Source organism: Pantoea sp. sgz302252 (assembly GCF_042610525.1).
In the GTDB taxonomy this organism is placed as follows: Bacteria; Pseudomonadota; Gammaproteobacteria; order Enterobacterales; family Enterobacteriaceae; genus Erwinia.
On record NZ_JBHDVM010000003.1, the window covers coordinates 312,031 to 337,024 of the forward strand.

Sequence of the window (24,994 nt, forward strand, 5' to 3'; positions counted from 1 at the left end):
CGCCAGGCTTAGTCAGAGCATTAACCGCTTATCGCTACGCCTGGCATCGCGTTAATAATCCTCGCATGTTCAGAGCGCGCCAGAGCTGTTATCTGCCGAGGTCTCTCTCCCCAGTAATCAAGAGGTTTTTTATGTCAGGGTTATTCTCCCCGTTCACCTTAAAAGATGTAACGTTACGCAATCGCATTGCGGTAGCGCCAATGTGCCAGTACAGCGCTGAAGAAGGCCTGAGCAACGACTGGCATCGCGTGCACTACGCCAGCCTGGCGCGCGGCGGCGCTGGCCTGGTCGTGGTGGAAGCAACGGCGGTTGCGCCGGAAGGCCGCATCACACCGGGCTGCCTGGGCATCTGGAACGACGAACAGGCGGAAAAGCTGGCGCTTATTGCCCGCGAAATCAAGGCCGCAGGCGCGGTGCCGGGCATTCAAATCGCTCATGCGGGCCGTAAAGCCAGCGCTAACCGTCCCTGGGAAGGCGACGATCATATTGCCAAAACCGATCCGCGCAGTTGGGAAACGCTGTCGCCGTCCGCTACCGCTTTCGGCGCTAACCTGCAGCAGGTGCCGCATGAGATGACGCTGGAAGATATCGCCCGCGTACGCAATGATTTTGCCGTGGCGGCACAGCGCGCCCGCGATGCCGGTTTTGAGTGGCTGGAGCTGCATTTTGCGCATGGCTATCTGGCGCAGAGCTTTTTCTCGGTGCATGCGAATCAGCGCCAGGATCAGTACGGCGGCAATCTGGAAGGGCGCAGCCGCTTCCTGCTGGAGACGCTGGCCGCCGTGCGTAACGAGTGGCCGGAAAACCTGCCGCTGACGGCGCGTTTTGGTGTGATCGAATACGATGGCCGCGATGAAGAAACGCTGGCAGAAGCGATCGAGCTGACGAAAAAATTCCGCGAGGGCGGTCTGGATCTGCTCAGCGTCAGCATCGGCTTTTCTACGCCGGATGCGAATATCCCATGGGGACCAGCTTTCCTGGCGCCGATCGCGGAACGCGTCCGTCGTGAAGCAGATATTCCGGTAGCTTCCGCCTGGGGAATCGATGCGCCGCTGATTGCGGATGAAGCCGTCGAAAAAGGTCAGCTGGATCTGGTCATGGTTGGTAAAGCGCACCTGGCGAACCCGAACTGGGCCTATCAGGCCGCGCGCGCGCTGAAGCAGGAGCGGCCTTCATGGGTGCTGCCAGCGCCATACGCGCACTGGCTGGAGCGCTATCGCGTCAGCGAATAGCTCAACAGGAGGCTGATGCCTCCTGTCAGACTGCTGACAAACGTGAACTGTTCATCAGGAGTGACTCTTTTACAGTAACGCCGCAGCTTGATAGCGGCAGAGGCAGAGCGGATAAGCGGACCGTTTGGCGCATGGACGCGCCAACCGAGCCCACGGGGACGGCGTGTCCATGTTCCGGTCTGCCTCTGCTGCTCTGCCACTGGTTTAAACGCGACCAGGGGTTTGTCATCAACCTCACAGGAGGCTGATACCTCCTGTTTTTTTACTGCAGTCGCGGTAAGGGCGGCGAGGTGCCAAAGGGCGAGGCATTCCTTAATCCCAGATAGCTGTTATTAAAGCCGGAATAGAGATTCAGGATCTCTTTATAGCAGACCAGCGCCATATCGTTCATTTTCACCATGCCCAGCTTACGAACGGCATTTTGCTTGTGCGAACTAATGGTTTTCACAGAAATATTCAGCTTGCGTGAAATAAAAATAGCGGAGTTTCCGGAGGCAAGCTCTTTCAGAATCAATGTCTCTTTGCGGGAAAGCTGGTTATAGTGCAGCACATCGTCATCAGGAACGACGCGCAACAGGGGAATATATTTCTTAAAGGTGCTTTTTTTTGAAATCAGCCAGTAAGGATGAAAACCCTTATGCTCATTCTGTAAAGGGAAATCAACGATAAATACGATATTAATACCGAAGTAGTCAATATTTTTTGCCATGCCCAGCTTGGTATGGCAGTTGGTAAAATTAACATCAATAATCACGGTGTCTTCTCTGGTCAGGTCGCCGGGCCGAAATTCAGTTAGCCAGCTTTCGTAGCTAAATCCTTTCATCGCTATGCCATTGGCAGCCAGAAAATGCTTCAGGCCTGCCACATAATAGATATCATCTGAAATAACATATATGCACATAGTTCCCTCTTCCTTTTATTCCTGCTGCGCCAGCCCTAGTAATAATTGATGGTGAAGGTTACGCTAGAATTGGCTTTTCCTGCGCTAACGGCCGATTCGGTTTGGATATAACGAGCGGCCAGCGGTAGCGTCTGTGCCGTTGCCGTATCGGTTAGCATGGTGTAATTCTTGCTGGCGCCAAAGTTAACGAAATTGGATTCAAGATCGGCATCGGTAGTGTTGCCATAGGCCAGCTGGATCCCGACGCCCTGGGCGCTGCCGCTTTCCGACTTCAGGCCAAAAATACCTTTGGCGCTGTCAATGATTTGAGTATTAGCTGTTAGCACCAAATTAAGAATATTATTAGTGATGGCACCTATTCCTTTGCCGCCGTCATTGCTGTTCCAGGTATTTTGCTCGTCATTCAATATACCGTAGAATGGTGGGCAATCGTATAAATGAATCGAGGCATCCTCCCATTTCGTCACGCTGCCCTTACCGGTAAAAGTATCGGCCACTTCATAATTTCCCATATCTACCGGAACATCCTGTGTCGTACAGGTTTGTGAGTAAATTTTTAATGCTGCCTGGAAACTAATATCAACCATTCTTATATCGGCGATGCCCGGCGCCTGGAAATCAACCTGAACAACAGGCAAATTCGCTTTGGTGATAGTGCCGGGCGAAACCGTGCCGGTTTTAATCAATACCAGATCAAATCCGAAGCCGCCTTGTGCCTGCCAGACAATTTCATTTTCTGAATGCTCTTTGTTCCAGGAGTTATGGGTAAACGGAAGGGTAAAACCATCCAGCGGCTTATTATGGGCATAAACCGCCACGCCGATACCCGGTATGCCCGTTTCGAAAACTTTATCAGGATTAAAATTGCCGCCCGATCCTGAAGTAGGAGTATAAGTGCGATCAAAATGCCAGCTGAGAGTGGGCTGGTATTCAGTCGCGGTACTTTGAAAACAGCGAACGTTTGTTTCGCGAGAAGGCTTAAAGGTATGGCGATAGATAATAGTCCCAACGCTGACGTCAGGACCAACGGTCACCTGAGGCTGCAAAGGAATCTCGTATTTCATATAACCCGCATTGGCATCTAAGCTACAGCTCAGGGCAAATGCCTGCGGGCTGCAGGCCAAAGCCAGTAGGGCGAATAGTGTTACGGCCAGGCCGCGTATTTTTGTCAGACAGCAAATATCCATTTCCGTAATCCGTATTAAGTGTGGCCGTGGCCGGTAGCATGCGGCGCTTCCGCCATTTTTTGATCTGTTGTCTCTGGCGTTGTCGTGCCGATAGCTTCACAGACGCCGTTAAAGCGCTGGAGTTCACGCTGGTTGGGGGTATCAGCCTGCATTATCAGCCTATAGCCCAGGCTACATTGACTATCCGGGCTGTCTCCCCATTTCACGCGCAGCCGATCCTTTTGCTCCTGAACGCGTGCGTAAACCACGCCGCCCTGGCCGACGGTGCCGACATGGTTGCCCTTGCTGTCAAGCACGTCGGCACCGAAAGCAACCGGTTCGCCCTGGTAAGTCGCCGTAATTAATAGCGCTGTGCCGCGCCTGGTGCCGTATTGCAATTTAACGACCGCGCCTGACCATGGCGCTACCTTCAGCGAGGTGTTATCCAGCTCGATATCATCCGGAATACCGTTGGGATCCAGCGAGACCTCATTCAGCTGCCAGGCATTCAGGTAGGGCACGGCGGCATAGCCGTTCCAGTCGACATAGATGCCAGGATAGCTGGAGACGCTGGCGCCCTGTGCGCCTTTCGCTTCGACCAGCGCGAAAGTGTCGGAGGTATAGGGAGAGAAGGTTACGCCGCCAGCATGGCCGATAGCGGTGCCGCTAATCGTTCCGGAAAGGCTGTGATAGCCGGAACCTTTGCTGTAGCCGGCGCTGAGTGAAGATATAGCGCTGCGCCAGGAGCCGCTAAGCGAGCCGCTGCTGCCGGAACCCTGGTTGGCATGAGCGGCGGTAGCGCTGTAGCTGAACTGGCTGGATTGTCCGGCCGTGCCGGAAACCGATGCCTGCTCAGAAGTGCTGCCGGTACTGTCGTGCGCCAGGTCTACGCGCAGCTGTGGTACGGATGAACCGCTGCTGTTCCCCAGCGGCAGGCTGAAATTTAACAGGTAGTTATTCTGCGCAGTGCCGTAAAGAGACCAGCTGCGGTTGATACTTAATCCCCAGGATAATTTTTTATACTGGTTGCTGTAGCCCAGCTGGTACTGCTTGCTGCTGCCCGCCTGGTTCCAGTAATTCTGCAGCGAGCCGCTGGCATAAAGATTGCCCCAGCTTTCCGGCAGCCCCTGGTTGAAGGTCATCACCAGACGGTTTTTGGCGCGCCCGATCGAGCCGCTTTGCAGCCCGTTTGCAAGCGCGTCTCGCGTCTGCATCGCGGTCATAAAATCCATATAGCCGCTGGTAGAAAAGCGCCAGGCCGCCAGCGAAATTTGGCTGCTGGTGGCGCTAAGCGTCTTGCTATAGCTCAGCTCAAGGCTTTGTCCGCTTAGCAAGGAAGCATCGCCGTTCAACTGAGTGCGGGCGTGGGTCGCATCCAGCGCGAAAGCGCCGATACCGGTGCCCAATGCCATACCTGACTGTATGGCATAATAATGCTGACTGGCCTGAAAACCGCCATAGGCAGTTAGCATATTGTTCAGGCCATACTGCAGCGTAGCCTGACCGAAAGCGGGCTTTTCCGACAGCGAGCTGTCGCGAAGCTTCCCGGCAGTGATAGCGTAACGGCTATTGCCCGGCCTGAGCAGCTGCGCAACCGAAGCGTAGGGCACTTCAAAATGCTGCTCGCTGCCGTCAGACTCATGCACGGTGACGGCAAGATTGCCACCATAGCCGGTGGGATAAAGATCGTTAATTAAAAACTCGCCAGGCGGCACGGTAGTTTCATAAATCACCCGGCTGCTCTGGCGCACCGTAACTTTTGCGTTGGTACGAGCGATGCCGTGGATTTCTGGCGCGTAGCCGCGCAGCGAGTTCGGCAGCATTTGCGTGTTGCTGGCAAGCTGTATGCCGGAAAAAGGCAGAGTGTCAAAAAGCGTTCCCGAAGTATTGGCCTGACCAAGCAACACCCGGCTCTCCAGCGCCGGCACATCATGCTGTAGATATGTATTAGAGGCGCTATATTTACCGCCGCCGTTTTCCTGCCAGTTCCAGCTGCCGTTGTGGCGCAGATACCAGCTGCCGATATTCAGCCCGGCGTTGAGGCTGGCATAAACGGATTTGTAGCTGCTGTTACCGCTTTCACTGCTGTAGGCATTAACGTTATACCCCAGCAGCGCGGCCGGAACACCGCTGTCCCAGCGCTCTTTACTAATCGCGCCACGTGCATTACGCAACATATAGATTTGCGGTACGGCAATATCAAGCCGCTGCTCGTTACTGTCGTAATAAAGGGCAACTTCAGTAGTGGCTGCAGATAAATTCGTGCAGGATTTGCTTTCCCGCTCCTCCTTTAAAAAATCTTTAGGCAATTTATCGTAGTTAAAAGGAATGCTTTTCAATATATCGGCAGCGAGACACGGATAAACGCTCTTATCCGTGGCGGTTTTGAACTCAATGCTATATGTCCCCAACAGGTCGTTGTTAATATAAACCGCCGTGCGATAAATACCGGGCAATGCGGCAGCGCCATTAGCGAAACGGCTAAGATCGATCGCATTTTTGTCGCCAAGGTTCAGAAATGAAGGGTCAAACTCCACGTTTTTGGCAACCTCCTGCACGGCTGGTGAAGGGGTATTAAGTGCATAGGCGGAAGAAATAAAAGGGAAAATAAAAGCCAGCTGCGCTTTTTTCCACCTGTTTCCCTGTGGCGCGGCATTTTCCATAAAAATCCTTTTTATAAAAAGAGCGGATTAAGCATCGGCGAAGCATGTATATAATTAAAATTACAGCGACGCCTATCTAATCTGCGATTCAAATTCCCTGACCGAACCATAATCATTAACATAACTCCCGGTTATTTTTGCTCCGGGTTTACCTGCGATATTGAAAGCTTTCTCTGAAAAGGGCATAACCATATCCACAGATTTTTCTTTACCATTGATGTCAATTTTAATTAAAGAAACATGATAAGGTGTAGGGTTGTTCGCAATCACTTGCTGCCCGGCTTGTCGCCAGGTGAGAGCATTTATTGCTTCATTAGCATCATCTTTTAAACTCGTCGGGCGAAAGAACAATTTAATTCGGGTACGAAAAGCCATTTGCAGCAGATTTTTATCTTTCAGAAGCGGGTTTTTGGCCGGGATTTCCAGCACGTTTAGCCAGTATACCGTTTCCCGATCTGCAGGCAGATTCGCGCCTGTATAGCTGATGCGCAGCGTTTGTCCTTTTTCTGGTTCTACGCGGTTTATCGGCGGCGTCAAAACGAAAGGCACGCTAATTTTATCCGGCGTGGCCTCGGTATCGCCATCATCAATCCAGCTTTGAATTAATACGGGCCTTTTGCCTTTGTTCGTTATTTTTACGCTTACTTCTCTGGCATCTGATGGATAGATGATTCTGGTTCCAGTTATAACTATGCCGGCGAAAGCTATATTTTCTGAGATCACCGTTATGGCAGTGATCAATATCAGGTAAAAGAACTTTTTCATATTTATCTTGTTATAAAATAAAAGGCAGAGAGAGCAATTTCTCTCTCTGCAACTTTTTTATTTGTACATAAGCGCGTAGACAACACTGCTGGTAACAGTACCGGCAGTAGCGGCGCCGTTTTCTGCAAAGTAGCGAACACCATATTTAAGCGTTGCTACACCAGAAGTTGCATCAACAAACTCGGTACTATTGCTCTGAGCGTCGCTGCCAATAGTGATAGCATTATTATTACTATCTGCAGCGTCAGCATAATCAAGAAGCTGCAGCGTTACGTTAGCGCCGTTTGTAGTGGTGTTTGTTAAACGGCCATTAGTATTGACTTGTGTATCAGCCTGAAAATAAGCTGCTACTGTACTTGCATTTGTACAACCACTAAGCTCAATTGTAAAGGCTGTATCGCCTGCTGTAGAATCCTGTGCAGGTAACGTGCTAATATCAAGGGGCGGCAAAGTAACTTCTCCGTCTGCCCCTGCTGTACCATTGACACTGTCAACATTACAAGTACTTTCAGTCAGTAAACCATTAAACTCAATCACACCTGTTGAAGCAGCCTGAGCACTTCCACCCGCAAACGCGGCCATCACGGCGGCGGCGATTAGCAATTTTTTCATTACATATCCTTATTTTCATAAAAGTTAAAATAGATCCGGCCTGGCTGGCCAGGATCTTCTTTTCCCCAGTAGGGACATTTGCAGTTTGTTTACTACAAATTCTTGGCGTCGAAATAATAAATAGGTGTTACCCTGTCTTTATTAATATAAAAGCCCCTGACGTGGTCTTTCTCGGCGCGGATAATAAAGTCTTCTGCAATACCCAGCTTGGCGAGATTATTCCTCAGGCAGCGCATAACCTGCCAAAGCCGCTGGGATGAAGAGCTAAGGCCATATTTATCCCAAACGTTGGTTAAGATCTCTTCATTGCCGACAACTTTGCCATTAGCGTTTTCCAGCAGATAAATAAAAAGGCGCATCATGGTTTTTCTTAGTTTTACTACGCTCTTGCCCTTTTCGTTTGTCAGCTGGGTAATATTAATAATCCTGTTCTGGGCAATATCTACCTGGATATCCGGTTCAATCCTGTAGCCATAGATTTTCGCGCTTTGCCGATCCATTTTTCTTGCCTCCCTACAAAAAACCAGAGCGGTTTTATAAAGCCGGTCAAACGGAGTCCCCTTTCTGAACAAGGCCATAGTACCCGTTGAGGTAAAATGGGCTCAACACTGACATTGCACTTTGTTATTTAACCTGTATTTCTGATTTTTATGAAGTTTAAGGCTGTAGTTTTGTTCTTTGTTGGTGATTGGTGTTGATTATTTTCTTAATGACAGAATTATAATCTGTTGAGGTTGATCTATAATCATCAAAATTAAAGGCTATTTTAAGACGGGGTTTTAGAATTAAATCTTACTTGATTTACTATGCGCATCTAATGGCGTAACGATACACAAACATTTTTTTAACTGTTAGTAAAAGTGTTAAGCGAGCCGACTTATTTATTTCTTTAGCAATCTGCATAACTTAGCGTTAACTTCGCCGCAGAAGAAAAAAATATTTCATCTTACGGATAACTTACATTAATTAAAAAGTTGCGAGTTAGCCAGGAATATTCTCAGCCATTGTTTAACGGTACTGAATCGCTATTTCATAAGTTTATCGCGTTTTTAATGAGAATAGTCTCATATTTTTATGATTTTACAACGGGGCGGAGAAAATTTATTTGTAAATTAAACTTAAAGGAGAGAAGTCCCATTTCTCCCCGGATGAAAATTTAAAGCGCGGCGGCAATAGCATTACCCGCGTCAGAGGTTTTTCCGGTGCCGCCCATATCGGGCGTTAATATGGCTTTATTGCCCCTGCCCAGTATGGATTCAATAGCGTTGACCACAGCTTCCGCCGCGTCGGCATGCCCCAGATGTTCCAGCATCATCGCGCCGCACCAGATCTGGCCGACCGGGTTAGCGATGCTTTTTCCGGCGATATCCGGCGCGGAGCCATGCACCGGTTCGAACAGGCTGGGAAAGTTGCGTTCCGGATTGATGTTGGCGGAAGGCGCAATGCCGATAGTGCCGGTGCAGGCTGGCCCGAGATCGGAGAGAATATCGCCAAACAGGTTACTGGCGACCACTACGTCAAACCTGTCGGGATGCAGTACAAAGTGCGCCGTTAAAATATCAATATGATATTTATCCACGTTCAGTTCAGGATAATTGCCGCGCATCGCCTCTACCCGACTGTCCCACCATGGCATGGTAATGGCGATACCGTTAGATTTAGTGGCAGAAGTCAGATGTTTAGCCGGACGCTTTTGCGCCAGCTCAAAGGCGAACTTAAGGATGCGGTCGACGCCGGTGCGCGTCATTACCGTTTCCTGGACCACGATTTCTCTTTCCGTATCGGGAAACATGACGCCGCCAACGCTGGAGTATTCACCCTCGGTATTTTCACGCACCACGTAAAAATCGATATCGCCCGGCTTGCGGTTTGCCAGCGGCGATGCGACGCCAGCCAGCAGCCTGACCGGGCGCAAATTGACATACTGATCGAACTGCCGCCGGAACTGTAAGAGGGAGCCCCACAGTGAGATATGATCCGGGACGATCTCCGGCCAGCCGACCGCGCCAAAGTAAATAGCGTCAAAAGGCTTCAGTAAGCTGAACCAGTCATCCGGGAGCATCTTGCCGTGCTGCTGGTAATAATCCGCGCTGGCAAAATCGAACCAGACCCATTCCAGCGCGATACCGAATTTTTCAGCAGCGGCAGTTATCACTTTCACGCCTTCCGGCATCACCTCTTTGCCAATGCCGTCGCCGGGAATAACGGCGATTTTATAACGTGCTTCCTCACCCATAGCGCTTCTCCTGTAAAAATTGACTTTCCGCACCGAGTGTATTGCCGCATTATTATTAAATAATTAGCCTGGAATTCAATGCAATGTTAACTAAAAGTAAAGAACTGGCAACAACCAGCGAAGATCTGCGCTTCTTTATGCGCGTTGCCGTGCTCTCCAGCCTGACTGAGGTAGCCCGTGAACTGGGGTTGAGTCTGCCAGCCGTCAGCAAGCGGCTGACGCTTTTAGAGGAAAAATTAGGGGTGCAGCTGGTCAGGCGTACGACGCGACGGCTGGAACTGACGCCGGAAGGCGCGCGCTATGCAGAAGGTGCTAAGCCAATCCTTAGCCAGCTGGCGCAGCTGGAGGAAGAAGTCAGTCGTGAAAGCGCCGTGCTGCATGGCAGCCTGAATATCAATGCATCTTTTGGTTTTGGGCGTCGCTATATTGCTCCGTTGGTTTCGCAGTTTGCTGCCCGGCATCCGACGCTGGCGCTTAACCTCCAGCTTTCCAGCCAGCCGCTTAATTTTCTGCATGCGGGAATTGATGTGGATATCCGCGTGGGAGAAGTACCCGATTCCAGGTTGGTTGCGCGGCGTATTGCTGCCAACTATCGTGTGGTATGCGCCTCGCCGGAATATTTGCAGCGCAACGGTACGCCGCAGCGAGTAGAAGAATTGTCGCAGCATAACTGCATAGTGCTGCGCCAGCACGAGGCGGACTTTGCGGTTTGGCGCTTCAACAAAGCGGGGAAAGAGCTGCGGCAAAAGGTACAGGGAAGCCTGACTACTAACGACGGAGAAGTAGCCATGCGCATGGCGCTTGACGGTCACGGCCTGATCCTGCGCTCCTGGTGGGATGCACGTGAAGCGATCCTGGCGGGCAATCTGGTACAGGTGCTGACCTCATACCAATTGCCATCAGCGGATATTTACGCGGTTTATACCCATACCAGGCAGGTGCCGAAAAGGATCAGGTATTTTATAGATTATCTGCACGAACAGTTGAAGGAATACGCCTCTGTTGATTTTCAGGAGCGACAGGAAACAGACGAGCCGGAGCGGCCGCTATGTTCAGGCTCTGCCCGGCAGCAAAAATAGCAGGCTTTCACCTGGCTGCCGAAGCGGACTTTAGCAATGGTCAGCGCCTGCAACGGCGCATAAAAGCTGCCGATAAATGTCATTCTGCTTTTCCCGGGCATCTTCTGGCAGCCGCGCCTGTGCAGTAAATGAAATTCCATATGATCGGGATACTGAGTTACATAATAATATTCAGCTTGCATTTGCTTTCCCATGTTAAAAGTAGGGTATTATCAGGTAAGTCTATGATAGATAGTATAACTTTTCTAAGATGTAGAATGAGACGGGCATGTAATTTACAGATTAATACCTACTTAAGTTGTTAAGAATATTTTATTAATAACAAAATGGGCCTGATTATTTCTATAATAAGCGGCCCGGAAAGCCGATTATTCTGTTTCTGTTTTTTTTCGTTTTTACAAAATGCTGTGATAAAAATTATTTTTATCTGGTCGTAAAACTAACCTGAAATTATTTCATCTTGTCGCTATCTTTACGCTTAGCGAAGAGAAATCTGGTCTGCTCTGTTACCATTTTATGGCTACGAATAATCTGAACGAGCCGAGTAGTTCCACATAAAGGTGAGGGGGATTGCTAGCACTGTAAAGGACTATTACAGCCTGTTTGCTTTTGCCTGGCGGCGCGGGATAAGAATGATAAAGCTTTACTAATCCAAACCAGGGCAGAAAAAGGCCCGTCGCCAGAGACGGGCCGGGCAAAATTATCTGACGGTGGGCAACATCTTGCTCAGGCAGGCGTCGGTTCCCTGGGCGGCCTGCGCTTTATCCTGCTCGTTCATTTCCTGAAAGCGGCGGATCGCGCTCTGTGCCGACTGTGCGTCAAAAGCGACTTTATCAACCGCATAAGAAGAATTTTCGTTCGCGATCACTGCCTGCATTTTTTGCATAAAATCCGCTGTCGAAGTGGGCTTAGCCATATCGTTAATCACCACGCAGACGGCAGCATAATAGTGCGGATCCTGCTTATGGGGCTTGTTAAAGAGATAAAGCCCGGCAATGACGGCCAGCAGAGCGACAATGACAAGTTTTTTATGTTTCATACAGGCGTTTCGATTCTGGAAATTTGGCGGCGAGCTTAGCGCGTCATGCCTCTTTTCGCCAGTTTATTGCTGGCTCTGTTGTACTGCGGTAAAGAAAAAAGACTGAGGGATTTCCATCAAGCAGGCGGCACCTACCTGCCGTTTTCAGTCTTATAGTAGTGGCAAGACCGACAAAAAGTCGGCGTATCCGACAGCAATTCTTACCCTACAAGGAGCCAGCATGTTTCCCACTTCATTACCTGAACCCCAGCTTCCCGATCGCAAAACTCTGCCCGCTTTGCGCTGGGGTATTTTGGGGCCAGGCTGGATCGCCGCGCATTTTGCTAAATCATTGCGGGAGCAGGGCGGACAGCAAATTATTGCCGTGGCGGGGCGCAACAGCGAGAAAACGCGGGCGTTCGCCGATAAATGGGCCATTCCGCAGGTTTTTACCTCTGTTGATGAACTACTTGCCGCGCGGGATCTTGATGCCGTTTACATAGCCACGCCGCATAACCATCATTTTCCTGACGGGATGAAGGTGCTACAGGCAGGTAAACACGTACTGATAGAGAAGCCGCTGGCACTTAATGCCCGCGAAGGAACACAGCTACAGGCGGAGGCACAGCGGCAGGGCGTGCTCTGTATGGAAGCAATGTGGTGCGATTTCACGCCCAAATATAGCGTGCTGCGCCAGCTTCTTGCCGATGGCGCGCTGGGCGATCTGCATACGCTTATCGCCGATCACGGTGAGTTTTTTACCCCCGATCACCGCATTTTCAATGTGGATCTGGCAGGCGGTCCGATGCTGGATCTGGGCAGCTACCTAATCGCTTTCAGCACAATGGTTGGTGGCGCACCTTCCGCCATTCAGGCATGCGGTCAGCCCGCAGAAAGCGGCGTGAATGGCCAGGCCTCAATGTTATTGCAGCATAACAACGGTATGCATTCGGTACTTAATACTACTTTGTTCAGCAATACACCGGGCAGAGCGGTGATCGCTGGACGCGATGCAACTATCGTGCTGGACGGGCAATTTTACGCGCCGGGCGGTTTTGTGATGACCTCCAGCCAGGGCGGCAAAACACTGCGCTGGGAAGAACCCTGTAATCGTTACGCACAGCTGCATCACGAGGCGGATCACTTCGCCTGGTGCGTAGGGCAGGGCCTGACCAGCTCGCCGATCCGTTCTCTGGAAACCTCATTACAAACGCTCTCGGTGATGGACGAGGTGCGCAAACAGCTTGGCATTGTCTTTAACGAAGAAAAATAGCGTCGTCCAGGACAGGGGAAAAATGGCTGGGGCAGTCAGGCTACGATTTTTGTCGACTTGAAAACTAATGATGCTCTTTTCTGGCCTTTTTCACCGCCGCACGCAGGTCGCAGCGAATATTATGGAAAAATACGGTGGTTAATAAAGGCAGGCGCGAATTGCCTGCCTTATTTATAACCCTGATCCGCTAATCAAGCGGTAGTGGTCGTATCGGTAGTGCTATTAAGGCTGGTCAGAATGCTGGACAGGAAAGAGAGTTTCGCATAGGCGCGAGACAGGCTCAGGGCTTTGTGGGTCAGCCCGCGGATCGTCCAGCTATCCGTTGCGGCAGAAATAGATTCAACGGTGGTTTGCAGTGCGGTTGAGACATTGTCCATGGCGGTAGTTAAGCCGCCGATAATTTCTGTCAGGCCTGCACCGCTGACCATCTGTACTTCATGTTGGCTGATTTCTCTCATTACTTTTCTCCTTGTATATAAGGTTAATACAGCGGGGTTAATATATTTAGCCAAAAGCAAGGAGTAAACAGGGGAATATCCTAATTACAAATTCTTAGCACAATTAGCCTGGCTATAAATATCAGGAAAATGAATGCGCTATTTTATCTTTTCTACTGCTGAATAATGGCTATTAATAAAAGCTGTTATAGACAGTCACATTTCCAGTATTATTCTGCCGACCGGCAATAAATAATTCTGCGTTTTCCCCAGCGAAAATAGATATAAACCAGCCAGGCCTTAAGCCTGGCTGATGCTACTTTCCGCCCAGTTCTGCGCGGAGCTTGTCAAACTGCGGCGGCGGCTGGCGGAAACGGCGGGTCAGCCAGGCCAGATAAAGCACGCCAAATGCCGCCCATACCAGACCCAGCGTCAGCGACGTCGCTTCCAGATTGACCCACAGGACTGCGACCGTGGCCGCGCCAACCATGGGCAGCGCCAAATAGTGCAGCTTCTCCTTCCAGCTTTTATTACGTCCTTCACGGCGATAGAACTGGTTAAACACGGCGAGATTCACAAAAGTGAAGGCCACCAGCGCGCCGAAATTTATTAACGCTGTAGCCGTGACTAAATCGAAATACATAGCTGAAAGCGCCACTATGCCGACCATAATCACATTAAGCGCTGGCGTGCGCCATTTGGGATGAACGTAGCCGAAAATTCTTTCCGGAAACACATTATCGCGGCCCATCACATAAAGCAGACGCGAAACGCTGGCATGGGAAGCCAGCCCGGAAGCCAGAGTATTGATAAAGGTCGTACAGAGAAAAACAGACTGGAACAGCTTGCCGCCGACGTAAAGCGCAATCTCCGGCAGCGCGGCGTCGGGATTTTTAAAGCGGCTGACGTCCGGGAAAAAGAGCTGCATAAAGAAAGAGGCGACAATAAAAATCAGCCCGCCGTAAAGCGCAGTCAGGAAAATAGCGCGCGGGATAGTTTTTGCGGCATTGTGCGTCTCTTCAGAAAGCGTGGTGACGGCGTCAAAGCCGAGAAACGAAAAGCAAACAATGGTCGCGCCGGTAATAATGGGGATCAGATGGGCGTTCTCGCTGATAAAGGGCTGCATTGACCAAACCGTGCCCACGCCTTCGCCGCGATAAAGCCCGTGGATCACCAGAAAAATAAAAACGCTGATAATGGCGACCTGAACCAGCACGAACAGCGTATTGAAGTTCGCCACCAGGCTGACGCTCCTCAGATTGGCGGCGGTCATTATTGCCACGAAACCCACCACCCAAATCCAGGGAGGCACTTCCGGAAACAGCACCGAAAGATAGAGCTTCGCCAGCAGCACGTTAATCATCGGCAAAAACAGATAATCCAGCAGCGAAGACCAGCCCACCATAAAACCAACATGCGGATTAATAGCCTTTTGCGCATAGGTATAGGCCGAACCGGCCTCGGGAAACTGGCGCACCAGCTTGCCATAGCTAATAGCGGTAAAAAGCACGCCAGCCAGCGCCAGCAGATAAGAAGCGGGAACGTGGCCGTGGCTGATGCCGGAGACGATGCCGAAGGTATCGAAAACCGTCATCGGTGTCAGGTAAGCCAGACCCATCATGACGATTTGCCAGAGCTTCAGGGATTTTTTCAGTCCCGGTTTCGCTGTTTGTTCCTGAAGGGCGTCGGCCATCAACAACCCCCTTGCGGCAAAGAAGCCTGGGCCGTGAACAACTTCATTGGGTACGGAGCAGGTAACAGAGAGCGCATCTGCGAACCTCGTTATAAACCTGCTGCCGCTTTCACTTTCCTGCGGCGACAGTCAGGGCTGCCGGAAAACCGGCGAAGCATCCCGTTTCCTCACGGGACGCGCAGGGTGGCGGCCTGGCGTCAGGCGTTTTTCAACATCCAGCTAATTTCTGTATCTGTGATCAACCGCTCAAACTGTACTAATTCGTTATTCTTACAGGCGTGCCAGACGTGGCTAAAACGTTCGCCTAACTGGCGGCATAGCGCCTCATGTTGGGCGAATTCCCACAGCGCATCGCTCTGCCTGATGGGAAAAGGCAGGCCGTCCTGCTCCAGCCCGTTGCCTTCGACTTTAGGCGGCAGAGGCAAATCGTTGTCCAGGCCATGCAGGATACCGGCAAAAATTGCAGCCATGACCAGATAGGGATTGGCGTCGGCACCGGCGACCCGGTATTCCACGCGATGGTTATCACGGTCGCCGCAGGGAATGCGTAACGCAACGGTACGGTTATTGTGGCCCCACGAAGCCTGCGTTGGCACGTACATACCGGGCTGGAAGCGTCTGTAGGAGTTGATGTTCGGCGCCAGCAGCGCCATAGAGGCGGGCATCATCGCAATCATACCGGCCAGCGACCTTTTCAGCAGCGGCGAATCTTCGCCAGCCGCGTCGCTCAGCACGTTTTCGCCCTTATCGTTCAGCATACTAAGATGAATATGCATGCCGCTACCGGCGTACTCTTCATAAGGCTTGGCCATAAAAGTGGCGTGCATATGATGTTTCTCCGCCACCAGCCGCACCAGCCGCTTCAGCGCCAGCGCGTGGTCACAGGCTTGCAGGACATCGCTGGTATGATGCAGATTCACCTCAAACTGCCCAGGCGAAGCCTCCGCTACCGCGCCGTCTGCCGGGATTTTCTGTAGCTGAGCCAGCTCGTCGATATCGTTAAGCACCGCCGCGAAATGGTTGAGATTATCTACCGAGTAAACCTGATTTTGCATATTGCGATCCTGGGTACCGGGCGCGCACGGCGGCTGCAAATAGCCTTCGGCGTCGCGCTGGCGATCCAGAAGATAGAACTCCAGCTCTACCGCTACCACAGGATGCAGCCCGCGCCGCTGTAGCTGCTGCCACAGGCGGTTGAGCACGTTCCGGGGTTCAACGTCAAAGGGAGCGCCATCTTCATCCAGCATGGTCAACAACAGCTGACCGAGCGTTTCCGGATCGGTAGCGGAAGGCGTCAGCGTGCCGGGAACAGGGATGCAGGCGCGATCGGGCTCGCCAAGATCCTGACCAAGGCCAGTCTCTTCTACCACGTTGCCCAGAATATCCATGGCGAAAACCGAAGCGGGAAAATAGCAGCCTTTCTCCAGCTTACGCAGCGCCGTCACCGGAATGCGTTTTCCCCGGAAACAGCCGTTAAGATCGGTCAGCATCACATCGACATACTGGGTTGCCGGGTAGCGGCTCAGATACTCTTCCACCTCACGGGCAAAGGCGCTGCTCCGTCTCTCTTCCACCTGCTGTACAAAATTTTCAACTGCTATCAGATTAGTTTCCATGATTCACCGCTGTTCGCTTTGTGTGGGGTTACGGGAACGCTACTGCAATGTTAAATATAATGCACAAGAAAAGAATCTATACGCAAATAAAATGTTTTTCAAATGTTGCATTTGATTTAAAAAAGGGTTATCAAAATACACAAGAGCGGAAATATTGAACATTTCAGGTAATTTCAGGCGCGTTTGTAAAAAATTTAGTCCGCAACGAGAGGTGAAGGATGGTCGATATATTTTACAGGCCGGTGGTCGGGGTGGTGATGTGCAGCAACCTCGTCAAAGGCCATCAGAGTCATACCTTGCAAAATAAGTACCTGAATGCCGTACTGGATGCGGGCGGCGTGCCGGTAGCCCTGCCGCACGCGCTGGCAGAGCCGACGCGGCTGGCCAGCGTGATGCCGATGCTGGACGGCGTCCTGCTGCCCGGCAGCCCCAGCAATGTGCAGCCGCACCTCTATGGTGAAAACGGCGATGAGCCTGATGCCGATCCTGAGCGAGATCTTCTGAGCATGGCGCTGATTGCGCAGGTGCTCGAAAGGCGCATCCCCATTTTTGCCATCTGCCGCGGTTTGCAGGAGCTGGTGGTCGCTACGGGCGGCAGCCTTTATCGGCGGCTGTATGAACAGCCGCAGTTTCTGGAGCACCGGGAAGATCCCGATCTGCCGACCGAGCAGCAGTACGCGCCCTCGCATGAGATCAAAATCCAGCCGGACGGATTAATTTCACAATTGATACCCGGAAGTAAAACATTCTGGGTAAACTCGTTACACGGGCAGGGCGCGAAAACCCTGGGCCCGCGGCTACGCGTGGAGGCGTGCTCGCAGGACGGCCTGGTGGAGGCGGTCAGCGTGCGCGATCACCCCTGGGCGCTGGGCGTGCAGTGGCACCCGGAATGGAAAAGCAGCGAGTATGCGCTGTCGCGCATCTTGCTCGAGGGATTTATTACGGCCTGTCAGCAGCGCCACGCTGAAAAGCAGCAGCTCTGACCCACACTGAAGGAAATGCGTTTATGAACAATGACGGCCTGGCACCAGGCAAGCGTTTAGCCGGGATCCGCCAGCAACTGGGCCTGTCACAGCGCCGGGTTGCCGAACTGTCTGGATTAACACACAGCGCTATCAGCACCATCGAACAGGACAAGGTCAGTCCGGCCATCAGCACGCTGCAAAAACTGCTGAAAGTTTACGGTCTGTCGCTATCCGAATTTTTTGCCGAGCCGGAAATTCCGGCTGAGCCTCAGGTGGTGATCAATCCTGAGGAACTGATTGAAATCGGCAGCCAGGGCGTCTCTATGAAGCTGATTCATAACGGCGCGCCAGACCGAACGCTGGCGATGATGATTGAAACCTATCAGCCCGGCACCACGACCGGGGAGCGGATCAAGCATCAGGGAGAAGAGATAGGCACCTTGCTGGAAGGGGAAGTCGTGCTGAAATTCAACGGTCAGAGCTATCATCTGGTGGCGCAGCAAAGCTACGCTATCAACACCGCGATTCCGCACAGCTTCAGCAATACCTCGGCAAAAATTTGCCGCATTATCAGCGCCCACACGCCTACCACTTTCTGAGGCTTCGCCGCCGCTCTGTTTCACGACCGCCGTCCCGGGAAAGGCTCCCGGGGCTTTGCTGTCGCCTGAATCCGGATAGCCAGTTTACTTATCTTATTGAAAAAAGGAGTAAGTATGGAATTTCACTCTCTGGAGTACTGGCGGCGGCTCGCCAGCGAATACCGCTCTGAAAGCCGACTTTTTATCGACGGCGACTACCAGGCAGCGGCTGGCGAAGCTGTTTTTAGCAAAGAGGATCCGACAACGCGCGCAGTATTGGCGCGCGTGGCGCGCGGCGGGAAAGCGGATGTCGATAGGGCAGTCGCGGCGGCAAGGGAAGTTTTCGAACGTGGCGACTGGTCGCGGGCAGCGCCATCAGTGCGAAAAGCGGTCCTGCTGCGTCTGGCGGACTTGCTGGAACAGCATCACGAGGAGCTGGCGCTGCTGGAAACGCTGGATACCGGCAAGCCTATTCGCCACAGCCTGCGTGATGATATTCCGGGCGCCTGGCGCGCTATCCGCTGGTATGCCGAAGCTATTGATAAGGTCTACGGCGAAGTCGCGCCAACTGGCGAAGGCGATCTGGCGTTGATTACTCGTGAGCCGATTGGAGTAGTCGCGGCAGTGGTGCCCTGGAATTTTCCGCTGCTGCTGGCCTGCTGGAAGCTTGGCCCGGCGCTGGCCGCAGGCAACAGCGTGGTGCTGAAGCCTTCTGAAAAGTCGCCGCTGACCGCGCTGCGGCTGGCCGGGTTGGCGCAGCAGGCCGGGCTGCCGGATGGCGTGCTGAACGTCATCCCGGGATTTGGCGACGAAGCGGGACAGGCGCTTTCCCGCCATATGGATGTCGACGTGATGACCTTTACCGGTTCGACCCGAACGGCAAAACAGCTGCTGAAAGATGCGGGTGAATCCAATATGAAAAGAGTCTGGCTGGAAGCGGGCGGCAAAAGCGCCAATATTGTTTTCGCCGACTGCCCGGATCTGCGTAAAGCGGCTGCGGCGACCGCCGCCGGGATTTTTTACAACCAGGGCGAAGTCTGTATTGCCGGAAGCCGCCTGCTGGTAGAGCAAAGTATTGCCGACACCTTTATTGAGCTGCTGAAAGAAGAAGCACAGCAATGGCAGCCGGCAGATCCGCTCGACCCGGCTACTGTCCAGGGCGTGCTGATCGATACCGACCATGCGGAGAAAGTCCGGAAATTTATTACAGAAGGCGTAGCGCGAGGCAATTCACTGGCGCTGGATGGCCGCGATGGGCCTTATCCCGCAGCCGTTGGGCCGACCATCTTCGCCGGTATCGATCCGCAAGATCCGCTTTTTCACGAGGAGATCTTCGGCCCGGTGCTGGTCGTGGCCTGCTTTAAGGACGAAGCGGAAGCGCTGGCGCTGGCTAACAACAGCGATTACGGCCTGGGCGCGGCAGTCTGGACGCAAAACCTCTCGCGCGCGCACCGGATGAGCCGCCGCCTGAAAGCCGGATCCGTCTTTGTAAACAACTACAACGATGGCGATATGACCGTGCCTTTTGGCGGCTATAAGCAAAGCGGCAACGGGCGCGACAAATCGCTGCACGCGCTGGAAAAATTCACCGAACTGAAAACCACCTGGATCACTCTGGAGTCGTACCATGACTGAACATACGCAAAGTTATTATGCCGCCAGCGCCAACGCCTACGATCCTTTTCCGGCGCTGGAAGAATCGCTCTCCTGCGACGTCTGCATTATTGGCGCGGGCTATACGGGGCTTTCCTCGGCGCTACACCTGGCGGAAAACGGATACAAAGTCGTGGTACTGGAAGCGGCAAAGATCGGTTTCGGCGCCAGCGGGCGCAATGGTGGACAGGTGGTTAACTCTTACAGCCGCGATGTGGATGTGATTGAAAGGAGCTACGGCAAAGAGGCGGCCCGCATGCTGGGCAGCATGATGTTCGAAGGCGGCGATATTATCCGCGAACGCATTAAGCGCTACAAAATCGAGTGCGACTATCGTTCGGGCGGGTTGTTTGTGGCGCTGAACGCCCGCCAGTTCGCCACGCTGGAGGAGCAGAAACAGAACTGGGAGCGTTATGGCAACGACCAGCTGGAGCTGCTGGACGCCGAACAAATCCGCCAACAGGTCGACAGCGACCGCTATGTCGGCGCGCTGCTGGATAAGCGCGGTGGCCATCTGCATCCGCTAAACCTGGCTATTGGCGAAGCGCAGGCGGTGGCGCTAAACGGCGGCCTGATTTTCGAACAGTCGCCGGTGGTAGCGATCCAGCATGGCAATCCGGCAATAGTTAAAACAGCTAAAGGACGGGTTAGCGCACGCTATGTGATAGTGGCGGGGAATGCCTATCTCGGCAGCAAACTTGAACCTGCGTTAGCGAAGCGCAGCATGCCTTGTGGCACCCAGGTATTAACTACGGAGCCGCTTAGCGCCGGGCTGGCCGCTTCACTAATCCCTTCCAACTATTGCGTGGAAGACTGCAACTATCTGCTGGACTATTTCCGGCTGACGGCGGATAACCGCCTGTTGTACGGCGGTGGCGTTGTCTATGGCGCGCGGGATCCGGACGATATCGATCGGCTGATAGTACCCAAGCTGCTAAAAACTTTCCCGCAGTTAAAGGGCGTTAAAATTGACTATCGCTGGACGGGCAACTTCCTGCTTACGCTTTCGCGCATGCCGCAATTTGGCCGTCTGGAGAACAATATTTACTATATGCAGGGCGACAGCGGCCACGGCGTCACCTGCACGCATCTGGCGGGACGGCTGATTTCCGAAGTTTTGCGCGGCGACGCCGAGCGTTTTGATGCCTTTGCCAAATTGCCGCACTATCCGTTCCCTGGCGGCCGTAACATGCGCATTCCGCTCACTGCGATGGGCGCGGCATATTACAGTATCCGGGACAGGCTGGGCGTATAGCTTTCTCTGCGGCACGGCGCTAAAACGATCGGCACCGTGCCGCAAAAATAAATAATTAGCGGTTTTTTTAATGCTAATGTTCTCCCTCACGTTGATTGAAATGGACGCTCTGCAAAAGAAAGTTCACCCTTATTTAGTACGGGATTACTTTATAAAAAATTAAACTTTCGCTATCAGACAATATTATTGCTCGTAACCGAGGGAAATATTGCGGAATTATCTTTGTATAAAAAGCAGGGTTATTTATCTGCGCGGCAAATCAGGCTCCTGCCAGTAGCGAGATTCAGGGCCAGTGCATCCTCAGCTAAGAAAACTCCTAATTGTAATTAATAATCATTCTCACTATAGTGGCGTTTTTCCGCTGATCCGCTTTTCACAGGGCAGGTGACTAATACCATTATGAAAGTTAAGTACAAACTCTCTTTACTGGCTACGCTTATTACCACAGCCTGCGCCGTAGTCGGCGCACAAACAAATGAGACCAGGCCCGAACCGGCAAAAGAGCAACAGCAAGCGCTGGCTATAAAAGACAAGCAAGGCGATAGCGAAAGCACCATGCTGGTCACCGCCCGTGAACAAACGCTACAGGCGCCAGGCGTATCGACCATTGATAGCAAAGCAATAAAAAAACATCCCATCCAGCGTGACGTAGCGGAAATTATCCGCACCATGCCCGGCGTAAACCTTACCGGTAATTCCAACAGCGGCCAGCGCGGTAATAACCGCCAAATCGATATTCGCGGCATGGGGCCGGAGAACACTTTAATTTTGGTAGACGGCATGCCGGTCGCCAGCCGTAATTCCGTACGCTATGGCTGGAGCGATGAGCGCGATACCCGCGGCGACACAAACTGGGTGCCGCCGGAAATGATTGACCGCATCGAAGTGATTCGCGGTCCGGCCGCTGCGCTTTATGGCAATGGCGCAATGGGCGGCGTGGTGAATATTATTACTAAACCCACCACGGACGAGTGGCACGGCAGCTTTAATACTTACCTTAATGCGCCGGAGCATAAAGCCGAAGGCGCCACTAAGCGCTATAACGGCAGCCTGAGCGGCGCGCTGGCGGATAACGTAACGCTGCGGCTCTATGGCAACTGGAATAAAACCCAGGCCGACGCGCAGGATATTAACGAAAGCCACACCACGCCGCGCATCGGCTCTTACGCCGGTTCTTATCCTTCCGGCCGCGAAGGCTTTATCAATAAAGATATTCACTCCGCGCTGCGCTGGGAATTCCTGCCGCGCCAGGCGCTGGAGCTGGACGGCGGCTTTAGCCGTCAGGGCAACCTGTATGCTGGCGATACGCAAAACACTAACAGCAACGCGCTGGTGAAAAAATATTACGGCAAAGAGACCAATATTCTTTATCGCCAGTCGCTTAGCCTGAAATATACCGGCGCATGGGATAACGGCGTCACCACCAGCAACTACGTTCAGTTTGAGAAAACACGCAACACACGGCTTAACGAAGGGCTTTCAGGCGGGATTGCGGGGATTTTCAGCCCTTCTGACGAAGGCTTCTCCACTATTACGCTCTATGACACCAATCTGCATTCCGAGGTGAACGTTCCGCTCGATCTTTGGGTGAACCAGACGCTGACTCTGGGCGCGGAAATGAACCATCAGGCGATGAAAGATCCCGCTTCCAATACCGAATCTACCTCGGCGGGCGGCGCGGTGGACGGGATTGCCAGCTCCGGACGCGATATTAACAGCTCGGCCGATATTTACGGTTTATACGCGGAAGACAATATCGAACTCACGGATACCACGCGCCTCACGCCGGGCATCCGTTTCAACCATCAAAGCATTACCGGCAGCAACTGGAGCCCGGCGCTGAACCTGTCGCAGGAGCTGGGCAGCGACTTCACCCTGAAACTGGGCATCGCACGGGCCTGGAAAGCGCCAAATCTTTACCAGACCAATCCAAACTATCTGCTGTTCAGCAAAGGTCAGGGCTGCTACGACAGCGCCGGTTACTGCTATCTCCAGGGTAACCGGGATCTCAAGGCCGAAACCAGCGTCAACAAAGAGATCGGCATCGAGTATAACCACGACGACGTGCAGGCTGGGCTGACCTGGTATCGCAACGACTACCACGACAAAATCGAAGGTGGCTACACCGCAGAATATTCCAACGGTACTTCGGATATTTATAAATGGGAAAACGTGCCGAAAGCGGTAGTGCAGGGACTGGAAGGGACGCTTAACTTCCCGATTAGCGATGCGCTGATGATGAAGAATAACTTTACCTACATCATCGACAACCAGAACAAAACTACCGGCGACTACCTGTCGATTATCCCCAAATATACCATTAACTCGACGCTGGACTGGCAGGCCACTAACGATCTTTCCGTGCAGGGCACGTTGACCTGGTATGGTCGCCAGAAACCGAAAAAATACAATTACAAAGGCGAAGCGACCTCCGGCAGCGAAACGCGTCAGGTCAAGCCGTACGCGCTGGTGGGCGTAAGCGCAACCTATAGCGCCACTAAATATCTGGATGTCACGGCCGGTATCGATAACCTGTTCGATAAACGTCATTTCCGCGAGGGCAATGCCCAGAGCACGGGTAATGCCACTACGGGCGCTTATTTGTGGGGCGCGGGAGCCAATACCTATAACGAGCCGGGCAGGACTTACTATATGCAGCTGGGCCTGCATTTCTGAGGTGCTATAGCCGAGCCGCGCAGCGGCTCTCAGACTGCTGACAAACTTAAAGCGATGGAGGGCCTGTGGCTGGAGCAAAGCATTACGGGCCATGGACGGCACGTACTGAGCTGCCAGGGATGGCGTTTTTTGCGTCTTTGCGGAAGACACAGGCCCTCCTGAGCCGACACCAGCATACTTCGTCAGCAACCTCTGAGCCGCGCAGCGGCTCTTTTTTTGAGAGCAAGTTAATGAGCAATAAAGTGTTAAACAGCAAAAACGGGCGCGCGGCTTTACGGCTGGCCGCGCTTCTTTTTACCTTCTTCTTTGCGGCGGATACCTGGTGCCGACCGGATATGACGCCGCTGGGGCCGAATATCGCGGACAAAGGATCGGCTTTCTACCGCTTCAGCGTCAGCACCTTCGATTCCGCCGATGGCAGCCGCCATTACAAAGTCTGGACAGGCGTACCGAATAAAAACCCGCCGCCTTCCGGCTTTCCTGTGATGTATCTGCTGGATGGCAATGCCACAATGGACAGGTTATCGGAAACGCTGCTGCAACAGCTGTCGGCGCACAATCCGCCAGTGATCGTCGCTGTGGGTTACCAGACGGCGGAACCTTTCGATCTGCTTGCCAGAAACTACGACTATACGCCGCTAATTAAGGACAATCGCGGCCAGCCCGTGCAGTTTCGGGGCCGACAGGGCGGTGGCGATGCGCGTTTTCGCCAGCTACTGACGGAAAAAATCGTGCCGCAGGCTGAAAAAGGACTGAAGATAAATGCCGACGAACGCGGTATCTGGGGACATTCACTGGGCGGCGTCTTCGTGCTGAATACTTATCTCTCTTCGCCGCTGTTTCATTTCTACTACCCGACCAGCCCGACGCTGAACCAGCAATATGGCGGCGTGCTGACACAGTTAACGGCAAGCGATACGCGCTGCAACAAGCGGCTTTATGTTATTGAGGGCAATGGCCTGCCGGGGAAAAATCCGCAGGCGCCGACGCCGGACGTACTGAATAAAGTCCGCGCCACGCTGGCTTCGTTGCAAAAGGAAGGCCTGACTGCTGCGTACTGGTCAGATCCGCAGCTTTCGCACGGTCAGACCTTTAACACCGGTCTGCAGCAGGCTTTGCTGCATCTGTCACGGCAGCCTGAAGAGCAGGGCATTTGCCTGAAGAAGAACTGAATTT

General features: G+C 52.7%; 20 protein-coding genes. 9 read left to right on the forward strand and 11 right to left on the reverse strand.

The window, feature by feature from the left end; all coding sequences use genetic code 11:
• The first annotated feature begins 131 nt into the window (after nt 1–131).
• Nucleotides 132–1,232, forward strand: a complete 1,101-nt coding sequence (locus ACETPC_RS07705) for an NADH:flavin oxidoreductase/NADH oxidase (protein WP_380180246.1) — start codon at nt 132–134, stop codon at nt 1,230–1,232.
• A 262-nt stretch (nt 1,233–1,494) separates the two neighbouring features.
• Here ACETPC_RS07705 and ACETPC_RS07710 read toward each other — a convergent pair whose 3' ends face one another.
• From ACETPC_RS07710 to ACETPC_RS07740, 7 genes are all read right to left on the reverse strand, one after another.
• Nucleotides 1,495–2,133, reverse strand: a complete 639-nt coding sequence (locus tag ACETPC_RS07710) for a helix-turn-helix domain-containing protein (protein WP_380180248.1) — start codon at nt 2,131–2,133, stop codon at nt 1,495–1,497.
• A gap of 35 nt (nt 2,134–2,168) precedes the next feature.
• On the reverse strand, nt 2,169–3,197 hold the full coding sequence (locus ACETPC_RS07715) for a fimbrial protein (RefSeq protein WP_380180250.1): 1,029 nt from the start codon (nt 3,195–3,197) through the stop codon (nt 2,169–2,171).
• 137 nt (nt 3,198–3,334) lie between these two features.
• Nucleotides 3,335–5,962: a fimbria/pilus outer membrane usher protein gene (locus ACETPC_RS07720; protein WP_380180252.1), complete on the reverse strand. Its 2,628-nt coding sequence runs from the start codon at nt 5,960–5,962 to the stop codon at nt 3,335–3,337.
• 72 nt (nt 5,963–6,034) lie between these two features.
• A complete protein-coding gene (locus tag ACETPC_RS07725; protein ID WP_380180254.1) occupies nt 6,035–6,727 on the reverse strand; it encodes a molecular chaperone in 693 nt (230 codons plus the stop codon).
• Between the two features lie 57 nt (nt 6,728–6,784).
• Nucleotides 6,785–7,339 carry a fimbrial protein gene (locus ACETPC_RS07730; protein WP_380180256.1) on the reverse strand — a complete coding sequence of 185 codons (555 nt, stop codon included), beginning with the start codon at nt 7,337–7,339 and terminating at the stop codon, nt 6,785–6,787.
• A gap of 92 nt (nt 7,340–7,431) precedes the next feature.
• On the reverse strand, nt 7,432–7,839 hold the full coding sequence (locus tag ACETPC_RS07735) for a transcriptional regulator (RefSeq protein WP_380180257.1): 408 nt from the start codon (nt 7,837–7,839) through the stop codon (nt 7,432–7,434).
• A 656-nt stretch (nt 7,840–8,495) separates the two neighbouring features.
• A complete protein-coding gene (locus ACETPC_RS07740; RefSeq protein WP_380180259.1) occupies nt 8,496–9,575 on the reverse strand; it encodes a tartrate dehydrogenase in 1,080 nt (359 codons plus the stop codon).
• Between the two features lie 83 nt (nt 9,576–9,658).
• On the opposite strand from ACETPC_RS07740, the gene ACETPC_RS07745 reads away from it, so the two are divergent.
• Nucleotides 9,659–10,654 (forward strand): LysR family transcriptional regulator, encoded by a 996-nt coding sequence (locus tag ACETPC_RS07745; protein WP_380180260.1) that lies wholly within the window; start codon nt 9,659–9,661, stop codon nt 10,652–10,654.
• A 700-nt stretch (nt 10,655–11,354) separates the two neighbouring features.
• Here ACETPC_RS07745 and ACETPC_RS07750 read toward each other — a convergent pair.
• The gene (locus ACETPC_RS07750) at nt 11,355–11,693 is read right to left on the reverse strand and encodes a hypothetical protein (RefSeq protein ID WP_380180262.1); all 339 of its coding nucleotides are present in this window, start codon (nt 11,691–11,693) and stop codon (nt 11,355–11,357) included.
• 220 nt (nt 11,694–11,913) lie between these two features.
• On the opposite strand from ACETPC_RS07750, the gene ACETPC_RS07755 reads away from it, so the two are divergent.
• Nucleotides 11,914–12,945, forward strand: a complete 1,032-nt coding sequence (locus ACETPC_RS07755) for a Gfo/Idh/MocA family protein (RefSeq protein ID WP_380180264.1) — start codon at nt 11,914–11,916, stop codon at nt 12,943–12,945.
• A gap of 191 nt (nt 12,946–13,136) precedes the next feature.
• Here the strand turns inward: ACETPC_RS07755 and ACETPC_RS07760 are convergent, their stop codons facing one another.
• From ACETPC_RS07760 to ACETPC_RS07770, 3 genes are all read right to left on the reverse strand, one after another.
• Nucleotides 13,137–13,403, reverse strand: coding sequence for a hypothetical protein (locus tag ACETPC_RS07760; RefSeq protein WP_380180266.1), 267 nt, complete (start codon nt 13,401–13,403; stop codon nt 13,137–13,139).
• Nucleotides 13,404–13,698: 295 nt separating this feature from the next.
• Nucleotides 13,699–15,075: an APC family permease gene (locus ACETPC_RS07765; protein WP_380180268.1), complete on the reverse strand. Its 1,377-nt coding sequence runs from the start codon at nt 15,073–15,075 to the stop codon at nt 13,699–13,701.
• Between the two features lie 197 nt (nt 15,076–15,272).
• A complete protein-coding gene (locus ACETPC_RS07770) occupies nt 15,273–16,691 on the reverse strand; it encodes a glutamine synthetase family protein (RefSeq protein ID WP_380180270.1) in 1,419 nt (472 codons plus the stop codon).
• Nucleotides 16,692–16,909: 218 nt separating this feature from the next.
• Here ACETPC_RS07770 and puuD point away from each other — a divergent pair, with 218 nt between their 5' ends.
• From puuD to ACETPC_RS07800, 6 genes are all read left to right on the forward strand, one after another.
• Complete coding sequence (gene puuD, locus ACETPC_RS07775; RefSeq protein ID WP_380180272.1) at nt 16,910–17,674, forward strand: gamma-glutamyl-gamma-aminobutyrate hydrolase; 765 nt, start codon at nt 16,910–16,912, stop codon at nt 17,672–17,674.
• 23 nt (nt 17,675–17,697) lie between these two features.
• Nucleotides 17,698–18,255, forward strand: a complete 558-nt coding sequence (puuR, locus tag ACETPC_RS07780) for an HTH-type transcriptional regulator PuuR (protein ID WP_380180273.1) — start codon at nt 17,698–17,700, stop codon at nt 18,253–18,255.
• A gap of 114 nt (nt 18,256–18,369) precedes the next feature.
• Nucleotides 18,370–19,869 (forward strand): aldehyde dehydrogenase PuuC, encoded by a 1,500-nt coding sequence (gene puuC / locus ACETPC_RS07785; RefSeq protein WP_380180274.1) that lies wholly within the window; start codon nt 18,370–18,372, stop codon nt 19,867–19,869.
• Nucleotides 19,862–21,142 carry an NAD(P)/FAD-dependent oxidoreductase gene (locus ACETPC_RS07790; RefSeq protein WP_380180275.1) on the forward strand — a complete coding sequence of 427 codons (1,281 nt, stop codon included), beginning with the start codon at nt 19,862–19,864 and terminating at the stop codon, nt 21,140–21,142. Before puuC ends, ACETPC_RS07790 begins: the two co-directional genes overlap by 8 nt.
• Before the next feature lie 399 nt (nt 21,143–21,541).
• A complete protein-coding gene (locus tag ACETPC_RS07795) occupies nt 21,542–23,818 on the forward strand; it encodes a TonB-dependent siderophore receptor (protein ID WP_380180276.1) in 2,277 nt (758 codons plus the stop codon).
• Nucleotides 23,819–24,048: 230 nt separating this feature from the next.
• Complete coding sequence (locus ACETPC_RS07800) at nt 24,049–24,990, forward strand: alpha/beta hydrolase (RefSeq protein ID WP_380180277.1); 942 nt, start codon at nt 24,049–24,051, stop codon at nt 24,988–24,990.
• Nucleotides 24,991–24,994: the final 4 nt, after the last annotated feature.